The organism is Sphaerisporangium sp. NPDC049003 (assembly GCF_043197795.1).
GTDB lineage: Bacteria > Actinomycetota > Actinomycetes > Streptosporangiales > Streptosporangiaceae > Sphaerisporangium.
Genome location: NZ_JBICTU010000017.1, coordinates 91,664 through 111,702, shown reverse-complemented (window position 1 = coordinate 111,702; position 20,039 = coordinate 91,664). Strand labels below are relative to the sequence as shown.

Below are 20,039 nucleotides of genomic sequence, written 5' to 3'. Positions count from 1 at the left end.
CTCCATTGCAACATCATTCTGTGCACGGAGTCCCGTGGCCGCGAGGATCGTGCAAGTACGGGCGAGGATCGGTCTACGTTTCAGCAGGTCGCGGCAGTTGAATAGAACCGTTCCACTCCACCGCTGAGAGAAAGCTTCAAATGACTGTCAACTATGGCTTCAACGCGACCCTGACCGCCAAGCCCGGGATGGGCGACCAGGTCGTCGAGCTGCTGCGGAGCGGCCTGAACGAAGGCAACCCCGCCGCGAGCGAACACTGCGCCGTCTACCTCATCTGCCGCTCCGCCTCCGACCCCGACGTCATCCACGTCACCGAAGGCTGGACCAGCGAGGAGGAGCACCACCGCCTCTTCGCCACCGAGGCCGCGAAGGCCATCGTCGCGCAGTTCGACGCACTGCTGGCCAAGGAGTCCGACTACACCGACTACGTCCCGGTCGTCGGCAAGCCCTCCTTCTGACCGGTTCAACGCCCCAACCCCAGCCGCCTCGGCGTCCGCCGAGGCGGCCCCCCTTCCCGCCTGACCGCCCGGCACCACCCACGAAAGGCAATGACCATGACCATGGCACGCCCCGCCCTCGACCCCGAACTGCGCGAGCTGCTCGCCGAGATGCCCCTCATGTCTGAGCTCAGCGCTGAGGTGCTCGCCCAGCTGCGCCAGTATCCGTCGACGCCCGTCGACGCACTCCTCGCCGACCGGAAGGTCGACCGGCGCGAAGTCACCATCCCCGCCAAGGACGGCACCCCGATCCCCCTGTCGATCTTCAGCCCCGCGGGCACCGACAGCACCACCGGCGCACCCTGCGTCTACTGGATGCACGGTGGCGGGATGGTCATGGGCGACCGCTTCTCGCAGATCGACATCCCGCTTGAGTGGCTTGACGAGTTCGGCGCCGTCGTGGTCTCCGTCGACTACCGGCTCGCGCCCGAGGCCGGCGGCACGACCCTGGTCGAGGACTGCTACCAGGGACTGCTGTGGATCGCCGACCACGCCGCCGAACTGGGCATCGACCCTGGCCGGATCGTCGTCGCGGGCGCCAGCGCGGGCGGCGGCCTCACCGCCGGCGTCACCCTGCTGGCCCGCGACCTCGGCACCCCGGCGATCGCCGCGCAGGTGCTCATCTGCCCCATGCTCGACCACCGCAACACCACCACCTCCAGCAGCCAGTACTCGAACGGGCCCGGCGTCTGGACCCGCGAGATGAACGCGTTCGGATGGCGCTCCGTCCTCGGCGGCCTCCCCGACGACGAGGTGCCCGCGTTCGTCTCACCCGCCCTGGCCGACGACCTCGCGGGACTGCCGACCACCTACATCGACACCGGCTCCGCCGAAGTCTTCCGCGACGAGGACACCGACTACGCCACCCGCATCTGGGCGGCCGGCGGCCAGGCCGAACTCCACGTGTGGGCAGGCGGCTTCCACGGGTTCGACGCGCTGTACCCGCAGGCCCGCATCGCGGCCACGGCCCGCAGGACCCGCACCGACTGGCTCGCGCGAATCCTGCCTTCGGGCTCCGGCGCGTAACGCGGCCGGCCCATCCACACGCGACCAACCGCACCCTGGAGGATCATCTTGAAGGTCGCCATCGTCACGGGCGCCAGCTCGGGCATCGGACAGAGCGCCGCGATCGAGATCGCCAAGCGAGGAACCGGAATCATCCTGACCTACGGCAACAATCCGCAGGGAGGGCTGGAGACGGCCGCCGCCATCGAGAAGGAGGGCGGCACGGCCGTCGCGCTGCCGCTGGACGTCGGCGAGGCCGGCGCCTTCGCGGCCTTCCGCGACACTGTGACCGGCGTGCTGCGCGACACCTGGCAACGCGACACCTTCGACTACCTGGTCAACAACGCCGGTTACGCGCAGACGTCGCTGATCGAGGACACCACCGAGGAGACGTTCGACAGGCTCATGCGAGTCCTGCTCAAGGGACCCTACTTCCTGACGCAGAAGCTGCTGCCCCTGATGGCGGACGGAGGAGCGATCGTCAACACGAGCAGCAACGCCGTGGCGACGGCGGGCCTGGAGCCCGGATACGCCGCCTACGCGTCGATGAAGGGCGGCCTCATCGTGCTGACGCGGTACATGGCCAAGGAGTTCAGCACGCGAGGCATCCGCGTCAACGCCGTCTCACCGGGGCCGACCCGCACCCGGATCGGCGACGACGGCTTCACCCGCTTCCCCGAGGTGGTACCGGCCCTCGCCGCGAAGACGGCGCTCGGCCGGGTCGGCGAACCCGCGGACATCGGCGCGATGATCGCCACACTGGTCTCCGACGAGGGGCGTTGGGTCACCGCCCAGAACATCGAGGTATCGGGCGGCTACAACCTCTAGGAGAAGACCACCGGAAGTCATGACACAGGGCGTCCCGCTGCCGGCTGGACGCCCGTCCTCATGCTCGTACCGCCCCTCGCATCGCGGGGGACGACTGATATCGCGCTCTCGGAAAGACGGCCGTCCGGGCGCCCGGCGTCTGGCAGACTTCGGCGTTGAGAAACCCCGACATATACCGGTTTTTAGTGGTATTGTACTGATCGTTCTAAAATATGTTACTTTCTGGGTATGGCGAGGCCGAGGAAGTTCGACGAGGGGCAGGCGGTCGACGCGGCGATGCGCGCGTTCTGGGCCGGTGGGTACGAGGCCACCTCGACGCAGGATCTGTGCGACGCCACGGGCCTTGGGCGCAGCAGCATCTACAACACCTTCAAGAGCAAGCACGACCTGTTCGGCAGGGCGCTGCGCCACTACATCGAGGCGGTATCCGGCCGGCAGATCGAGCTGCTCGGCGGTGAGGCCCCCGTGCGGGAGAAGTTCCGCGCCCTGCTCGGCCAGGTGGTCGACGACGAGTGCGGCGACCGGCGGGGATGCCTGGCGGTCAACGCCGGCATAGAGCTGGCCTCCCAGGACCCCGAGGTGGCCGGCCTGCTCAAGCGGGACTACGAACGGCGCGTCGAGGCGATGCGGGAGGCGATCGAGGCGGGTAAGCGCGCCGGCGACGTCGCGCCCGGCCGGGACGCCCTGGCTCTGGCGCACTTCATCCACGCCATGACGGGCGGGCTGCGGGTCGCCGCCCGAGGGGGGGCCGACCGTGCGGCGCTGGAAAGGGTGGTCGCCACCGCCCTCGACGCCTTGTAGCGGTCCTGTCGCCCCTGTCCGGAAACCGATCGATCCGAGATCCTGGAGACTCTGTGCCCCTCGCTGTCTACATCCTCAGCCTGGCGGTCTTCGCCCAGGGGACCTCCGAGTTCATGCTCGCCGGGCTGCTCCCCGAGATCGCCGCGGATCTCGGGGTCTCCATCCCCGACGCCGGGTTGCTGATCTCCGCCTTCGCTCTCGGGATGCTGGTGGGCGGGCCCGTGCTCGGGGTCCTCACCCTCCGATTGCCACGCCGCACGTCCTTGCTGACCTTCGTCGCCGTCTTCGTGGTCGCGCACGTCGCCGGAGCGCTGACGGGCAGCTACGGGGTCCTGCTGGCGACCAGGATCGTGGCCGCGTTCGCCTACGCGGGGTTCTGGGCGGTCACGGCGGTCGCGGTCGTGGGCATGGTGCCGTTCAACGCTCGCGGCAAGGCCCTGTCGATCGTCACGGGCGGCCTCACCGTCGCCACCATCCTCGGCGTCCCCGCGGGAACGTTCGTCGGCCAGCACTTCGGCTGGCGCGCGGCCTTCTGGGCGGTCATCGCGGCGACCGCGCTCACCGCGATCGGCCTTCCTGCCACCGTTCCCGGGGGCCGTCTCACCGGCGAGAGCGCGCCAGACCTGCGCCGGGAGCTGCGCACCATGGCCAACCCCCGTCTGTGGCTCGCGTACGGCATGACCGGGCTGTCGGCAGGCAGCGTGGTCGTCACCTTCAGCTACCTCGGCGCGCTGCTGACCGACACCACAGGACTGGACGAGTCCTGGGTTCCCGGGGTGCTCGCACTGTACGGGGTGGGGGCGCTGATCGGCATCACGATCGGCGGCCGGATCGCCGACGCGCGGCCCTTCGGCACGCTGTACACGGGGGCGGTGGGCATCATCGTCGTCTCCGTGCTGCTCGCGCTGACCCTGACCGTCGCGCCCGCGGTCGTGGTGCTGGTCTTCTTCCTGGGGTTCTTCGGGTTCTTCGTCAACCCCGCGCTGAACGTCCGCATCTACTCGATCGCCGGAGAGGCCAGGACGCTCGCCGGCGCCACGGTCTCCTCGGCGTTCAACATCGGGATCACCGTGGCCCCGTGGCTCGGCGGGCTGGCGATCGGCGCGGGGCTCGGGTACTCGTCCGTCGCCTGGACCGGTGCCGCGCTCGGTGTGGTGACCCTCGCCACCGTGCCCCTCGCCTCCGCCCTGGGCGGGCACCCGCGAGACGCCGGCCCCGCCCCGTCACTCCCGGCGACCTGACCTCCGCGCGGGCGGACGGTGCCGGACGGGCCTCACCCGTGACCGTACCTTTGACCGTGATCGGAAGCGGTCCCCGCCGGAGGCGTTCCGATGAGCGGGGACGGGCGCTCACTACACTGGGGCCGTCGTAGGACGGGGAGGTGGCCGGTGGGCAGGTGGGTCGAGGTCGGTGACCGGGCCTGGGTACGGCGCCACACCGAGCTCGACCTGTCGCTCGGCCTGGTGGCGGGCGAGCGCGCCTGCCTGGTGATCGACACCGGTCCCGACGAGGTGCGCGGCGCCGAGTTCGCGGCGGCCGTCCGCGAGCTCACCGGCCTTCCGTGGTCGGTGGTGCTGACCCACGCGCACTTCGACCACAGCTTCGGCACGGCGGCGTTCGGGCGGTGCCCGGTGTGGGCCCATCCCGTCTGCGCGATCGACCTCGCGGAGACCGGCGAAGCACAGCGCACGACCTGGGCCGGGCACTACCGCGACCAGGGAGCCCCCGAAGCCGCCGCCCACATCGAGTCCGCACGGATCGTGCCGCCCGATCGGCTCGTCGGGGGCGCCGAGGCCGTCGAGGCGGTCCGATGCGCCGACGGCGCCGGGGTCATCGACGGCGTCGGGGATGTCAGGGCCACTGCCGAGATCGACCTCGGCGGGCGGCTGGTACGGCTGTCGCACCCGGGCCCCGGGCACACCGACCACGATCTGGTGGTCCACGTGCCCGACAGCGCCCTGGTCTTCGCCGGAGACCTGGTGGAGCAGGGCGCGCCCCCGTCGTTCGGCGACGCCTTCCCGGCGGCGTGGCCGTACGCCCTCGACCGGGTGCTCGCCCTCGGGGCCCGTACGGTCGTGCCTGGCCACGGCGAGCCCGTGGACGCCGCGTTCGTGGCCCGCCAGCGGGACGAGCTCGCCGAGGTCGCGGAGCTGTGCCGGGCGGTCGGGGCCGCGGAGCTCTCGGTGCCCGAGGCGCTCGCCCGCTCGCCGTACCCGGAGACCTTCACCGCCGACGCCCTCTCCAGGACCACCGCCCGGCCCCGCTGACGGCACCGGAGCGGTACGTCCGCGGCGCCGCTCCTCGCGGCGGCCCTGGTCGTCCTCACGGGGCCCGTCGTCAGGCCGCGGGGGCCGGGCCGCCTGTGCGTGGGAAGCGGATGACGTTGCGCCCGGCGTACGCCTGCAGGTGGACCACCTTGGACTCACTGGAAGGCCTGGGACCATGTGCCGATCGGATGTCGCGCACCTTGTGCCGTGGCACGTACGCGGGCACCACCGAAAGCCTTTTCATCCGAGCCCCCCGGCGTGATGATTTCGTTACGTGAGATGTCTACAGAGGACGGCGTAAGACCATCGTAAAGATCTTCAGTACGGCAGCGCCCGGCCGGAAGGCGATCGCAGATCGAGACCGAAGGCCCTGCTCGTGCGGCGGCCCGCGCGGGGCCTGGCGATCGTGATGCGTCTCATCGATCTTCTCCCTCCGGGCGTGGGACCGAGTGCCTGAGCAGACTATTGCTCCCGCCGCTTGACGTCTTCTTGTGAAGCGGTTGCACTTCCTCGCGCGCCGCACGCATATCCGGTTATAGCGGGCTGTACCACGACGTCCCGCGTCCGGACCACGGCGAAGCCGCCCGGCGCCAGGCGGAGGGCGTCGTCGGCGGAGGCCCCCGTGACGAGGTCCGTCCCGGTCACCGCGATCTCCTGCTCGGCGGCCGTGTGGTTGAGGGCGAACAGCCAGTTCACCCCGTCACCGCTCCTGCGTACCAGCTCGACCCCCGCGGGGACGGGCTCGGCCGGAACGCCGGCGGCGGCCAGGACGGCGGTGTAGGCGTCGTCGTCGAGCCGGGTGGACACGTAGAACGCCCGGCCCGCGCCGTGACGGTGCCGGGTGATCGCGGGCAGGCCGTCCAGGTCGCCGCCCTCGTACGACGCCAGCGCCGTGGCTCCGCGCAGTTCGACGCGCTCGCTCCAGATGGAGCCGTTGATCGTGGGGGGCCCGTCGTCGCCGTGCGGGCGGATCGTGACGGGCTCGTCCAGGGGGAGGAACTCCTCGACCCGGATGCCGAGGAGGTCGCGCAGCGCTCCGGGATGGCCCCCGAGCCGCACGCGGGCGTGCTCGTCGGCGACGCCGCTGAAGAACGAGACGACCAGCGTGCCGCCCTGCTCGACGTACGCCGTGAGGGCGCGCGCCGTGGCGTCGGAGACCAGGTAGAGGCTCGGGACCAGCACCACGCGGTACGGCGACAGCTCGCCGGACGGGTGGGCGAAGCCGGCCGTGACGCCACCGTGCCACAGCACCCGGTGGGCCTGGTGGAGCGCGTCCAGGTAACGCGCCTCCTGCGAGGGGAGGCCCGGCGCCTCCAGCGCCCACCAGGACTCCGGGTCCCACAGGATGGCCACGTCGGCGAGGACGCCGCCCTCGACCTCGGCGAGGCGGGGGAGGAGGCGGCCGAGGTCGCGGATCTCGCGGAAGATCCGGCTGTCGGGCCCCGCGTGCGGCACCATCCCGCCGTGCCAGAGCTCCGACCCGCCCCGCGAGGCCCGCCACTGGAAGAACATCGCCCCCCGGGACCCCCGGGCGACGTGCTGGACGGTGTGCAGGGCGATCTCGCCGGGCCGTTTGGCCCGCATGCGCGTCCCCGTGTAGACGATGCCGGCCGCCTGCTCCATGAGCAGCCACGGCCGCCCGCCCGCCCACGCGCGCGCCAGGTCGGCGGCGAACGCGGTCTGCTCCGCCGCGCGCTCGCGGTCGTCCGGGTAGTGGTCGATCGCGACGAGGTCGACCTCGCCCGCCCACTCCCAGTTGTTCACCGGCACCCAGCTCCCGAACACGAAGTTCGTGGTCACGGGCACGTCCGGGGTCAGCTCGCGCAGCACGGCCTTCTGGGCGCGGTAGTGGTCGAGCGTCGCGTCCGACAGGAAGCGGCGGAAGTCGAGCGACTGCGCGGGGTTCGGGAGGTACTGGGTGGCGCGTGGCGGCGCGATCTCGTCCCAGTCGGCGTAGGACTGGCTCCAGAACGCGGTGGTCCAGGCGTCGTTGAGGGCGTCGAGCGAGCCGTGCCGGGCGCGCAGCCAGTCGCGGAACGCCGCCGCCACGTGGTCGCAGTGGCACCACGTGCCGTACTCGTTGTGCACGTGCCACATGGCCAGCGCCGGATGGTCGCGGTAGCGCTCGGCGAGCGCGCGGGCGACGCGCACCGACGCCTCCCGGTACGGCGGAGCGCACACGCAGTAGGTGTCGCGGCTGCCGTGGGTCAGCCGGGTGCCGCCGGCCGTCACGGGCAGCGCGTCGTGATGGGCCAGGCCGAACCACGGCGGGGGAGAGGCCGTGGGGGTGGCGAGGTTCACCTTGATCCCGCCCGCGGCGAGCAGGTCGAGCACGCGGTCGAGCCATCCGAAGGTGAAGCGGCCGGGGGAGGGCTCCAGCGAGGACCAGGAGAACACGCCCACGGTGACGAGCGTGACCCCGGCCTCGCGCATGAGCGCGACGTCCTCGTGCCACACCTCCTCGGGCCACTGCTCGGGGTTGTAGTCACCCCCGTAGCAGAGCCCGTCCATCCCCTTCGGCCACTTCACGCCGCGTTCCCGCCCGTCGTCCCCGTCGGCTGGAGTTCGTACGGTGAGCAAACTAAATACACGATGCGGCCATGTCAACAGGGTGCCGGTGGCCGTTGACGTTTGTTCGTATAGTCGGCAAACTAATTCGCGAGTCCTTTCCTCGTGTCGTACAGGAGCGCAGCAATGCCGTACCGTCCCCCTCTGATCGCGCACGAGTACTTCAGCGCGGATCCGCCGGAGCTCCCGGTGCGCGCGATGGGAGAGCAGGGCCTCTCGGCGCTCACCCGGGCCGAGCTGACGGCCGCGGACGGGCGGGGCGCGACCTTCAAGGCCTCGACCTCGGCCGAGGAGGTGCTGGTCGTCCAGGTGGCGGTCGCGGGCGAGGGCGTGATCCGCGTCAGGCTGGGCGAGGACACGGAGGCTCGCACCCGCTCCGCGCGGGTGATCGAGATGGTGCACCCCGGCGAGTTCGCGGGCGCGCGGGTGGAGACCGGCGACGCGGGGGTCGTCGTGGACGCGGGCGCCGTACGGGCGGAGATCACCCTCGATCCGTGGCACCTGCGCTTCACCGACGCGGAGGGCCGCCTGCTCACCGAGCAGGACCCGGGACATGTGGACATCAGCGGACGGCTGCGCACGCTGCCGTTCGGGCGTTCCCTGGCCGACGGCGTGACCGTGGCGTACCAGGAGAGCCTGACCGCCCGGCCCGACGAGCACTTCGGCGGGTTCGGCGAGAAGTTCACTCCGCTCGACAAGCGCGGGCAGCGTCCGCTGATGTGGAACTTCGACGCGTTCGGCGCTGAGTCCGATCGTTCGTATAAGAACGTTCCGTTCTATGTGTCCAGCCGGGGATACGGTCTCCTGGTGGACAGCGGCATGCCGGTGGAGTTCGACGTCTGCCGCTCGACGCACAGCTGCGTCGAGATCGTCGTGCCGGACGACCTGATCGACTACTACGTGATCGGCGGGCCGGGCGTCCCCGAGATCCTGGCGCGCTACGACCTGCTCACGGGCGCACCGGCGCTGCCGCCCAAGTGGGCCTTCGGGAGCTGGATCTCCTCGGGCTTCTTCAAGGACACCCAGGAGCGGGTGCTGGAGCGGGCCAGGAAGATCCGCGAGCGGGGCATCCCCTGCGACGTCCTGCACCTCGACTGCTACTGGCAGGTCAAGGGACACTGGTCCGACCTCAGGTGGGACCCGGAGAGCTTCCCCGACCCCGAGGGGATGCTGGCCACGCTCAAGGAGCAGGGCTTCGAGACCTGCCTGTGGATGAACCCGTACATCTCCCACCTCAGCCCGGTTTTCGCCGAGGCCTCCGCGAACGGATACTTCCTGAAGAATCAGGATGGTGAGGTCTACGTCGCGGACTCCTGGCACGGCTCGTACCCCGCCTGCGGCATCGTCGACCTCACCAGCCCGGCGGCCGTGGAGTGGTTCAAGGGCCTGCTGCGCCCGCTGCTCCGGCAGGGCGTCTCGGTCTTCAAGACCGACTTCGCCGAGGGCGTCCCCGTCGGCTCGGTGGCGTCGAACGGCATGACCGGCACCGAGTTGCACAACGTCTACGCGCTGCTGTTCAACGACGTGGTCTCCGAGGTGACCCGCGAGGTCAACGGGCACGGCATGGTCTGGGCCCGCTCGTCGTTCCTCGGCGGACAGCGCCACGCGGCCCAGTGGGGCGGCGACACCTACACCTCCTTCCCCGCGATGGGCAGCACGATCAGGGGCGGCCTGTCGCACGGCCTGTCCGGCATCCCGTTCTGGAGCCACGACGCGGGCGGCTTCACCGGCACCCCGGCCGACGACCTGTACGTCCGGTGGGCGCAGTTCGGCGTGCTGTCGCCGCTGGTCCGCTTCCACGGCACCACCAGCCGCGAGCCGTGGGAGTTCCCCGAGGTCGAGCACCTCGCCGTCGAGGCGATCAGGCTCCGCTACCGGCTCATGCCGTACATCTACTCGGCGGCGGTCGAGGCCGCGCGGACCGGCTCACCCATGATGCGCGCCCTGTGCGTGGACTTCCCGGACGACCCGGTGGCCTGGCAGGCCGACCTTGAGTACCTGTTCGGGCAGGACCTGCTCGTGGCCCCGATGACCTCGCCCGAGGGCACCCGGCAGGTCTACCTGCCCGCCGGGGAGTGGGTCGACTACTGGACCCACGAGGTCCACACCGGCGGACGCTACATCCCGGTCACCAAGCCGCTCGGCCAGATCCCCCTGTTCGTCCGGCACGGCGCGCTGATCCCTGTGACCGAGGTGCGCGACTCGGTGGGCGGCGGGCCGTTCGCCGAGGTCACCGTCGTCAGCTACGGCGACGGCGGGCGTACCACCATCAGGGACGTCGACGGTGACACGACGGTCACCGCCACCAGGGAGGGCGACGCGCTCCGCGTCCGCGTCTCCGGTCCCAAGCAGATCACCAACGTCGAAATCGCTCCCGTCGCCGGCGCCCCTGCCACGGTCGCCGCCGACTAGCAACCCCCTGGAGAAACACCATGTCCAAAATAGGACCACAAATAAGGATCGTCGCCGCGCTCGCCGCGGCGGCGGTGACCCTCGCCGCCTGCGGCTCCTCAGGTTCCACGGACACGAGCGGCGGGGGCGGCTCCGGCGAGGCGAAGACCCTGACCCTCTGGCACTACGAGGGGGCGACCAGCGCGATGGGCGTCGCCTGGGCCGACGCCATCAAGCAGTTCGAGGCGAGCCACCCGGGCGTCAAGGTGAAGTTCGAGGAGAAGGGCTTCGAGCAGATCCAGAAGACGGCCGGCATGGTCCTCGGGTCCGACCAGGCCCCGGACCTCATGGAGTACAACAAGGGCAACGCCACCGCGGGCCTGCTGTCGAAGCAGGGGCTGCTCACCGACCTGAGCGAGCAGGCCGCCAAGCGCGGCTGGGACAAGCTCCTCAGCCCGAGCCTGCAGACCACGGCCCGCTACGACGACCGGGGCGTCATGGGCTCAGGCAAGTGGTTCGGCATCCCGAACTACGCCGAGTACGTCATGGTCTACTACAACAAGGACGCCTTCGAGAAGCAGGGCATCGCGGTGCCCACGACCTTCGACGAGTTCACCGCGGCGATGGACACGTTCGTCAAGGCCGGCGTCACGCCCCTCGCCGTCGGCGGCGCCGAGTACCCCGCCCAGCAGATCCTGTACCAGCTCGCGCTCAGCAAGGCGCAGCGCCCCTTTGTGGACGCCTTCCAGCTCTACAAGGGCAAGGTCGACTTCCACGGCCCCGAGCTGACCTACGCCGCCACCACCTTCGCCGACTGGGTGAAGAAGGGCTACATCAGCAAGGACTCGGCCGGGATCAAGGCCGAGGACATGGGCACCTCGTTCATCTCCGGCAAGTTCCCGATCATGGTCTCGGGAAGCTGGTGGTACGGCCGCATGAGCTCCGACATCAAGGACTTCAAGTGGGGCACGTTCCTGTGGCCGGGCAACCAGATGAGCGCCGGCTCCAGCGGCAACCTGTGGGTCGTGCCGGAGAAGTCCAAGAACAAGGACCTGGCCTATGACTTCATCGACCTGACGATGAAGAAGGACATCCAGAACAAGCTCGGCAACGCGGGCGGCGTCCCGGTCGCGGCGGACCCCTCGGCCATCACCGACGAGAAGAACAAGGAACTGATCGAGAACTTCAACAAGCTCTCGGCCCAGGACGGCCTGGCCTTCTACCCCGACTGGCCCGCGCCCGGCTACTACGACACCCTGGTCGCCGGCGTCCAGGAGCTGATCAACGGCAGCAAGGCCCCGGACAAGGTCCTGGACGAGATCGCGCAGCCGTACAACGACAACCTCGCCGACATCGGCAACTGATGGCGGTCCACGCTCCGGAGCGCCCGGCGACGGCGCGGGCGCCCGAGCCGGTCCGGCGCCGCCGCGGGGGTGCCGGGTACTGGGTCTACCTGGTGCCCAGCGCTGTGCTCTTCCTCGCGGTCGTCATCGTGCCGTTCCTGATGAACGTCGGGGCGAGCTTCACCCGGTGGAGCGGCGTCGGCACCCCCCGATGGACCGGGCTCGACAACTACCGGCGCCTGTTCGCCGACGAGACCTTCTGGGCCTCGTTCCAGCACAACGTCGCGCTGATCGTCGCGATGGCGATCCTGCCCACCATGTTCGGGCTGGTGCTCGCCGCGGCCCTGTTCGACTACATCGGCAGGAGGTTCGGGGCCCGTGCCGCCAGTGCGCTGCGGGCCGCGTACTACCTGCCGCAGGTGCTGCCGGTGGCGGTCGCCGGGGTCGTGTGGGGCTGGATGCTGCACCCGTCCTACGGCGCGCTCAACGAGGTGCTGAAGGCCGTCGGCCTCGGCTCTCTGGCGCGGAACTGGCTGGGCGACCCCGACCTCGCCCTGGCCTCCGTCATGGCGATCATGGTCTGGTTCCAGCTCGGCTACCCGGTCGTCATCTTCATGGCGGGGCTGCAGCGGGTCGACCCCGCGCTGTACGAGGCGGCGGAGATCGACGGCGCGTCATGGTGGCGGCGGTTCTGGCACATCACGATCCCGCAGATCAGACCGGAGATCTACGTCGTGCTGCTGACCTGCACCATCGCCGCGCTCAAGGTCTTCGGCCCGATCTTCGTGCTGACCCGGGGCGGCCCTGGCAAGGCCACGATGGTGCCGTCGTACTTCAGCTACCAGAACTTCTTCGAGAAGGCCAACGTCGGCTACGGCTCGGCCATCGCCACCGTGCTCGCGATCATCATCGTGATCGTGACCTTCCTCTTCCTGCGGGTCCAGGAGCGCAAGCCATGACCTCCCTCTCAGTGCGACGCGCGAGCGCCGTACGGCCCGTCCACGCGCGCGGCGCCGGTCCCGGCGGATGGGCGATCCTCACCGCGCTCGCCGTGCTGGCCGTGGTGATGCTCCTGCCCTTCGTCGTCGTCACGCTCAACGCCGTCAAGACCCCGGCGGAGTACTCCTCCAACGGGCCGCTGAGCCTGCCGCACGGCATCTACCTCGACGGCATCGTCGACTTCTGGAACCGCGTCGACTTCGGCCGCAAGCTGCTCAACAGCACGCTGATCAGCGCGGCCGTCGCGGTGCTCGCCGTGGTCTTGTCGGTGCTCAACGCCTACGCCCTCGGCATCGGCCGCGTGCGGGGCCGGCTGTGGATCCTCGTGCTGTTCCTCGTGGCCAACACGCTTCCGCAGGAGGCGCTGGCCTACCCGCTCTACTACCTGTCCAAGGAGGTGGGCCTGTACGACAGCCGGCTCGCGGTGATCCTCATCTTCACCGTCGTCCAGAGCGCCTTCGGGACGTACCTGCTGTCGGCCGTCCTCGGCGAGTTCCCGAGGGAGATCATGGAGGCGGCGGCCATGGACGGGGCCGGCAGGTGGAGGGTGCTCTGGCGGATCGTCGTGCCGATCAGCCGCCCCACGCTGAGCGTCCTGATGATCTTCTTCTTCATCTGGACCTGGAACGAGTTCTTCCTGCCGCTGATCTTCCTCATCTCCAACGACAACCAGACCGTGCCGGTGGCGCTCGGGGTGCTCCAGGGCGACAAGATGATGGACGCCACCATGTCCAGCGCTTCGGCACTGCTCGGCATCGTGCCGGCGGTCGCGTTCTTCCTGATCTTCCAGCGGACGCTGACCCGCGGCATCACGGTGGGCGCCATCAAGTAGGCGCGCCCGCACCCCCCTCGAAAACCCGCGTCAACCACCTGACCTGGAGGCGCTATGTCCCTGCGACGACCCTTATGGACGGCGGCCGTCCTCGGCCTGCTGATGACCCTGCTCGTGGCACCCGCCAGGGCGGCCGAGGACCTCCCCTTCCGAGATCCGTCCCTCCCGCTGAACACGCGGATCGACGACCTGCTCGGAAGGCTCACGCTCGACGAGAAGATCTCCCTGCTCCACCAGTCGCAGGTCGCGATCCCGCGCCTCGGCATCAAGTACCACAAGAACGGCACCGAGGCCCTGCACGGCGTGGCCTGGTCGAACGACGACAACAACAACTGGGCACAGACGTTCGCGAGCGGGACGGTCTTCCCGCAGGCCGTCGGCCTCGCCAGCACCTGGGACCCAGAGCTGATCAAGAAGGTCGGCTCGGCCACCGGTGACGAGGTACGCGGCTACAACGCCATCGACCCGGTCGTGTGGGGCACCCAGGTCTGGGCGCCGGTGGCCAACCTCCTGCGCGACCCGCGATGGGGGCGCAACGAGGAGGGCTACTCCGAGGACCCGCTGCTGACCGGCGCGATGTCCACCGCGTACGGCAAGGGCCTGGAAGGCGACGACCCCGTCTACCTGAAGACGGCCCCCGTCATCAAGCATTACCTGGCCAACAACAACGAGTACCAGCGCAGCAGTACCTCCTCCAACCTTCCGCCGAGGGTCAGGCACGAGTACGACGAGGCGGCGTTCAGGCCGGCCATCTCCGCCGACGCGGTCACCGGCGTGATGGGCTCGTACAACCTGGTCAACGGGCGGCCCAACACGGTGAACCCCGACCTCGGCGGCCTGGTGCGGAGCTGGACGTCCAAGGACCTCTACAACGTCAGCGACGCGTGGGCGCCGCACGGCATCACCCAGCTCAACCACTACTACGACACCGAGACCGAGGGGTTCGCGGCCACGCTCAAGGCGGGCATCGACAGTTTCACCGTCGACGACAACAGTCCCGCCACCATGACCGCCCTGATCAAGGACGGGCTGAGTACGGGCCTGCTGGCGGAGCCGGACATCGACAAGGCGGTACGGCGCGCGCTGTCCATCCGCCTCCGGCTCGGCCAGTTCGACCCGGACGGCGGCCCCTACGCCAAGATCACCAAGAGCGTCATCAACAGCGCCGCCAACCAGAAGCTCAACCGCGAGACCGCGGCCAAGGCCATGGTGCTGCTGAAGAACTCCGCGAGGACCCTCCCACTCGACCCCGCCAGGACCAAGAAGGTCGCCGTCGTCGGCCCGCTGCACAACATCCTGCTCAGCGACTGGTACGGCGGCAAGATGCCGTACAAGGTCACCCCGCTCGACGGGATCAAGGAACGCCTCGGCGCAGGCGCGACGGTGACCGGCACCGACGCCCTCGACCGCGTCGCCTTCAAGGACGTGGCCACCGGCAGGTACATCACCGTGAACGACACCGCGAGCCCCGTCGTGGCGTCCGGCACCGCCCCGACCGCGGCCTCGGAGTTCGACGTCACCGACTGGACCGACGGCGTCTCCACCCTGCGCAACGTCGCGACCGGCAAGCTGCTGACCGGCAACTGGGGCACCTTCCTCGCCAACTCCGACCTGCCCGGCGGCTGGTTCGTGCAGCAGCAGTTCAAGCTGGAGAAGCAGGCCGACGGCACCTACCTCATCGCCTACGTCGGATACGAGATCAACGAGGGCTGGTGGTCGACCCCCGACCCCTACGTCACCATCGGCGCCGACGGCACGCTGGAGATGGGATCAAAGGCCCAGGCCGCGCGCTTCTCCAAGGAGGTCGTCTCCAGCGGCGCCGCCGCCGCGGCGGCCCAGGCCAAGGGCGCCGACGCGGCGGTCGTCGTGGTCGGCAGCGACCCGTTCGTCGCCGGCCGAGAGAACCACGACAGGACCGGCCTCGCCCTCGGCCAGAGCCAGCAGGACCTCATCGCGGCCGTCACCAAGGCCAACCCGAACACCGTGGTCGTCCTGGAGGACAGCTACCCGACCACCATGGAGAAGGTTCAGGACAAGGTCGGTTCGCTGCTGTGGACCACCCACGCGGGCGCCGAGACCGGGCACGCGCTCACCGACGTGCTGTTCGGTGACGTCAACCCCGCCGGGCGGCTCACCCAGACCTGGTACAAGTCGGAGGCCGGCCTGCCCGACATCCTGAACTACGACATCACCAAGACCGGCCACACGTACCTGTACTACAAGGGCTCGCCGCTCTACTCCTTCGGCCACGGGCTCAGCTACACGACATTCGCCTACCAGGGGCTGAAGCTGAACTCGGACACGGTGAGGCCCGACGGCGGCGTCCAGGCGTCGGTCAAAGTCACCAACACCGGCAGGTCGGCGGGTGACGAGGTGGTCCAGCTCTACACCCACCAGCGTTCCTCGCGGGTGGCGCAGCCGGTCAAGCAGCTGCGGGCGTTCCAGCGGGTTCACCTCCAGCCGGGGCAGACCAAGACCGTGACGCTCACCTTCAAGGCCGCGGACCTGGCCCTGTGGGACGTCACCCGTGACAAGTGGACCGTCGAGAAGTCCGAGCACGACATCATGGTGGGCGGTTCCTCCACCGCCATCCGCCAGCGCACGACGCTGAGCGTGAAGGGCGAGAAGATCCCGGCCCGGGACCTTTCCAAGGTGACGCGGGCCGCCGACTTCGACGACTACGCGGGCGTTCAGCTCGTGGACGAGTCGAAGGCGTCCGGCGACGCCGTCGGCAGGATCGGCACGGGTGACTGGATCTCCTTCAAGGACGCCGACCTCGGCAAGGGGGCGACCGGCTTCACCGCAGGCGTGGCGGCCACGGCGGCGGGGAAGATCGAGGTCCGCCTCGACTCGCCCACCGGCAGGCTGCTCGGCACCGCCCAGGTGCCGGCCACCGGCGGCGTCTACGCCTACACCACGGCCACCACCACGCTGGCGAAGGCCGGCGGCGTCCACGACGTCTACCTCGTCTTCACCGGCGACCTCCGTATCAGGGACTTCGCCCTGACCAAGTAGGCGACCGTTCCGAAGGCCGCCACGCCACCGTCCGAAGCAACGGAGGTCCATCAGCATGAACGGCCGTTCCCGAACTTCGAAACCTTCCCGGCTTCTTGCCATCCTGCTCGCCGCCGCCGCCCTGGCCGTGGCGTTCTCCGTTCCCACCCAACCGGCCACCGCCACCACGGTCGCGAAGATGCACCAGGTGACGTACGACAGGTACTCACTGATGGTCGACGGGCAGCGGATCCTGCTGCAGTCGGCGGAGTTCCACTACTGGCGGCTGCCCAGCCCCGACCTGTGGCGGGACGTGCTGGAGAAGTTCAAGGCCGCGGGCTTCAACGCGGTCTCCACCTACTTCGACTGGGCGTACCACTCGCCGAAGCCCGGTGTGTACGACTTCACCGGCGTGCGCGACGTGGACAGGTTCCTGCGGACCGCCGAGCAGGTCGGGCTGTACGTCATCGCCCGGCCCGGCCCGTACATCAACGCCGAGACCACCGGCGGCGGGTTCCCCGGATGGCTGAAGAGGGTGCCGGGCCGCGCCCGTTCGAGCGCGCCCGGGTACACGCAGGCGTACCAGGACTGGCTCGGCCACATCGACCGGCTCATCGCACCACACCAGCTCACCCGCGGCGGGTCGGTGATCCTCTACAACGCCGAGAACGAGTACGCGGTCAACACCGACGCGCAGTACATGGAGGACATCCAGGCCAAGGCACGCGCCGACGGCATCGAGGTGCCGATCACGACCAACGACTGCTGCGACGCCGGGAGCTGGAGCTCGACGTGGGCCTCCGGCAAGGGAGCGGTGCAGATCCCCGGCGTGGACGACTACCCGCAGTCCTTCGAGTGCCAGGACGCCGGCACCACCTGGGGGCCGTGGGGCGAGGGGATCACCGAGGAACTCCGCGACGACGCCCCGGTGTTCGCCGCCGAGTACCAGGCAGGGGCCATCGACCTGAACGACGCGGGCTACGACGCATGCCGCGACCTCACCGGCCCGGCCTACATGAAGTACTTCTACAAGTCGAACCTCATCGCGAGCGGCGCGACCATGTTCAGCTACTACATGGGGTACGGCGGCACGTCCTGGGGCTGGCTGCCGCAGCCCAACGACGTCTACACCTCCTACGACTACGGTGCGGCGATCACCGAGACCCGGCGGCTCACGGCCAAGTACGACGAGTTCAAGCGCCAGGGCTACTTCCTCGGCGCGGTCGGCCCTCTCACCAAGACCGGCACCGCCACCGCCCCGGCCTCCTCCAACCCCGCCGTCCAGGCACAGGCGCGTGCCAACCCCGACACGAGCACGCAGTTCGTGCTCGTGAGCCACACCGACCGCGCGTCGGCGACCAGCGAATCGGCCACCCTGGACTGGGCCGCCCCCGACGGCCGCTACACAGTGCCGGTGCGCGTCGACGGACGTGACGCCAAGGTGCTGCTCGCCGGGTACGACATGGGAGGTCAGCGCCTCGCCGTGTCCAGCTCCGAACTGATGACCCACCTGGCCGTCGATGGAAGGGACATCGCCCTGCTGTACGGGCGCGAAGGCGAGCCGGGCACCATCGTGCTGCGTTACCCCTCCGCTCCAGCGGTGAAGGTCCTCGAAGGCGCGGTGACCTCCTCGTACTCCTCCGGCGACCTCGAACTGGACTACACCCACTCCGGGCTGGCCCGGGTGCTGATCACCGGGGGAGGGCGGCGCCCGCTGCTGCTCCTGCTCGGCACCGACGCCACCGCCGCGTCCTTCTGGCGCGCCGACACGGGCGACGGGCCGGTGCTGGTGCGCGGCACCTCGCTCGTCCGTTCCGCCTCCGTGCGGGGGAACACCGTCGACCTGCGCGCCGACACGGGCAAGGCGGGCGACATCGAGGTGTTCGGCCCGGCACGGAAGCTCGCCGTCAACGGCGAGCCGGTCCAGGTCCGTACGACGGCCGGCGGCTCGCTGCTCGGCTCGCTCCCCGGCCCCTCCGCCGTGAAGCCGCCCGCGCTGACCGGATGGCGTACGCGCGCGGAGGCGCCCGAGGCCAGGCCGGGCTTCGACGACTCCGGCTGGGTCGCCGCCGACCACACCACCACGACCATCCCGTACGAGCCTCCCACCGACCAGTCGGGGGCCGCTCCCGTCCTGTTCGCCGAGGAGTACGGCTTCGACCACGGCAACGTCTGGTACCGGGGACACTTCACCGCAACGGGCACCGAGACCGCCGTGTCGACGAGCGCGATCACCGGCAAGCGGGGCATCTATCTCGCCTGGCTGAACGGTCACTACCTCGGATCGGCCGCCGGCGGCACCGAGGCCGACGCCGACACGCACACCCCACGTCCGGGCCCGGGGGAGTTCGCGATCCCGTCCGGGCTGCTCAAGCCGGGAGAGAGGGCCGTGCTGTCCGTCCTGGTGGAGAACATGGGGAACAACGACGACTGGACCGCCGACGACAACCGGTTCAAGCAGCCGCGCGGCCTGTTCGGCGCCTCGATCACCGGCTCGGCCGCGCCCATCGCGTGGAAGATCCAGGGCGCCCGTGGCGGCGAGAACCTCGCCGATCCGGCTCGCGGGCCGCTCAACACCGGTGGCCTGTACGGCGAGCGCTCCGGCTGGCACCTGCCCGGATACCCGGACGGCTCGTGGCGGAAGGCGGCCGGGGCTGTCGCTCCCGGGGTCACCTGGCTCCGCACGACCTTCCGCCTGGATCTCCCGAAAGGCCAGGACACCTCGGTGGCGCTGCGCTTCGGCGCTCCCGGCGGCACCGGGGACCTTCCTCACGGCTATCGCGTGCTGGTGTTCCTGAACGGCTGGAACGTCGGCCAGTTCTCCGGTGACATCGGGCCGCAGCGCGACTTCTACCTCCAGGAAGGACTCTTGCGCCACCACGGCGCCAACACCCTCGCCCTCGCCGTCATCTCCACCACCGACGCCACCCTGCCCCCCACCACCCTGATCCCCACAGCCCCCCAACGCGGCGGCACCACGGTCGCCACCGTCCCCGCCCCCGGCTACCGCTGAATCTCCACAAAGCAGGAAAGGCCGGACCTTTTCGGGCCCGGCCCTTCCTACGTTCGACTTCTAGCTCAACGACCCTGGAGGGGCCAGCCACTCCACGGGTTGACCTGTGATCCTAGCGATGCTTTCGAAGTCGCGGTCGTAGTGCAGAACGATCAGGTTGTTGAGGTCGGCAGTCGCGGCTACGAGAAGATCGACAGGGCTACCACACCGGTGCAGCCCTTGCTTGGTCAGCAACTCCTGGATCTCGGCCGCTCGCTGAAAGACGCGGTCTGGCATCGGGATCCAGCAATAGTCGTCCTGCAGTTCACTGAGAACCGAACACCTGTCGCCGAAGGACCGAGCGCTAAGCAGCAGTTCCAGCTCGGTGATCGGGCACAGGCCGACCCTGCCTCTGTGGAGTGTCTGCTGCCACTTCGCCCGAAGGCTCGTACGCCGCGCCAGGCGAGCAAGCGCACTGGTGTCGATCAGGTACCGGGGCATGGCCACCTCGGTAGTTCCTTT

At 69.8% G+C, this 20,039-nt stretch carries 14 protein-coding genes; 12 read left to right on the top strand and 2 right to left on the bottom strand.

Annotated features, from left to right (window positions below; genetic code table 11):
* Positions 1 to 140: 140 nt before the first annotated feature.
* From ACGFIV_RS20055 to ACGFIV_RS20030, 6 genes are all read left to right on the top strand, one after another.
* Positions 141 to 458 (top strand): putative quinol monooxygenase, encoded by a 318-nt coding sequence (locus ACGFIV_RS20055; protein ID WP_392836754.1) that lies wholly within the window; start codon positions 141 to 143, stop codon positions 456 to 458.
* 96 nt (positions 459 to 554) lie between these two features.
* Entirely contained in the window at positions 555 to 1,523 is a 969-nt protein-coding gene (locus ACGFIV_RS20050) for an alpha/beta hydrolase (RefSeq protein WP_358553099.1), read from the top strand.
* 48 nt (positions 1,524 to 1,571) lie between these two features.
* Complete coding sequence (locus ACGFIV_RS20045; protein WP_392836750.1) at positions 1,572 to 2,330, top strand: SDR family NAD(P)-dependent oxidoreductase; 759 nt, start codon at positions 1,572 to 1,574, stop codon at positions 2,328 to 2,330.
* A 228-nt stretch (positions 2,331 to 2,558) separates the two neighbouring features.
* The gene (locus ACGFIV_RS20040; RefSeq protein WP_392836747.1) at positions 2,559 to 3,131 is read left to right on the top strand and encodes a TetR/AcrR family transcriptional regulator; all 573 of its coding nucleotides are present in this window, start codon (positions 2,559 to 2,561) and stop codon (positions 3,129 to 3,131) included.
* Between the two features lie 53 nt (positions 3,132 to 3,184).
* Positions 3,185 to 4,372 (top strand): Cmx/CmrA family chloramphenicol efflux MFS transporter, encoded by a 1,188-nt coding sequence (locus ACGFIV_RS20035; protein WP_358553104.1) that lies wholly within the window; start codon positions 3,185 to 3,187, stop codon positions 4,370 to 4,372.
* A 147-nt stretch (positions 4,373 to 4,519) separates the two neighbouring features.
* Positions 4,520 to 5,398: an MBL fold metallo-hydrolase gene (locus ACGFIV_RS20030; protein WP_392836742.1), complete on the top strand. Its 879-nt coding sequence runs from the start codon at positions 4,520 to 4,522 to the stop codon at positions 5,396 to 5,398.
* Between the two features lie 462 nt (positions 5,399 to 5,860).
* Here ACGFIV_RS20030 and ACGFIV_RS20025 read toward each other — a convergent pair whose 3' ends face one another.
* Positions 5,861 to 7,909 (bottom strand): beta-galactosidase, encoded by a 2,049-nt coding sequence (locus ACGFIV_RS20025; RefSeq protein ID WP_392836887.1) that lies wholly within the window; start codon positions 7,907 to 7,909, stop codon positions 5,861 to 5,863.
* A gap of 183 nt (positions 7,910 to 8,092) precedes the next feature.
* Here ACGFIV_RS20025 and ACGFIV_RS20020 point away from each other — a divergent pair, with 183 nt between their 5' ends.
* The 6 genes from ACGFIV_RS20020 to ACGFIV_RS19995 are packed head-to-tail and all read left to right on the top strand — an operon-like array spanning position 8,093 to position 19,538.
* A complete protein-coding gene (locus ACGFIV_RS20020) occupies positions 8,093 to 10,378 on the top strand; it encodes a TIM-barrel domain-containing protein (protein ID WP_358555808.1) in 2,286 nt (761 codons plus the stop codon).
* A 20-nt stretch (positions 10,379 to 10,398) separates the two neighbouring features.
* Positions 10,399 to 11,721: an extracellular solute-binding protein gene (locus tag ACGFIV_RS20015; RefSeq protein ID WP_358555805.1), complete on the top strand. Its 1,323-nt coding sequence runs from the start codon at positions 10,399 to 10,401 to the stop codon at positions 11,719 to 11,721.
* Positions 11,721 to 12,659 (top strand): sugar ABC transporter permease, encoded by a 939-nt coding sequence (locus tag ACGFIV_RS20010; protein ID WP_358555802.1) that lies wholly within the window; start codon positions 11,721 to 11,723, stop codon positions 12,657 to 12,659. Before ACGFIV_RS20015 ends, ACGFIV_RS20010 begins: the two co-directional genes overlap by 1 nt.
* On the top strand, positions 12,656 to 13,531 hold the full coding sequence (locus ACGFIV_RS20005; protein ID WP_392836736.1) for a carbohydrate ABC transporter permease: 876 nt from the start codon (positions 12,656 to 12,658) through the stop codon (positions 13,529 to 13,531). The genes ACGFIV_RS20010 and ACGFIV_RS20005 overlap by 4 nt, the downstream gene beginning before the upstream one ends.
* Positions 13,532 to 13,585: 54 nt before the next feature.
* Positions 13,586 to 16,546, top strand: coding sequence for a glycoside hydrolase family 3 C-terminal domain-containing protein (locus ACGFIV_RS20000; protein WP_392836733.1), 2,961 nt, complete (start codon positions 13,586 to 13,588; stop codon positions 16,544 to 16,546).
* Between the two features lie 55 nt (positions 16,547 to 16,601).
* Entirely contained in the window at positions 16,602 to 19,538 is a 2,937-nt protein-coding gene (locus ACGFIV_RS19995; RefSeq protein ID WP_392836730.1) for a beta-galactosidase, read from the top strand.
* Between the two features lie 60 nt (positions 19,539 to 19,598).
* On the opposite strand, the gene ACGFIV_RS19990 is transcribed toward ACGFIV_RS19995, so the two are convergent.
* Positions 19,599 to 20,018 carry a PIN domain nuclease gene (locus ACGFIV_RS19990; protein WP_358555811.1) on the bottom strand — a complete coding sequence of 140 codons (420 nt, stop codon included), beginning with the start codon at positions 20,016 to 20,018 and terminating at the stop codon, positions 19,599 to 19,601.
* Positions 20,019 to 20,039: the final 21 nt, after the last annotated feature.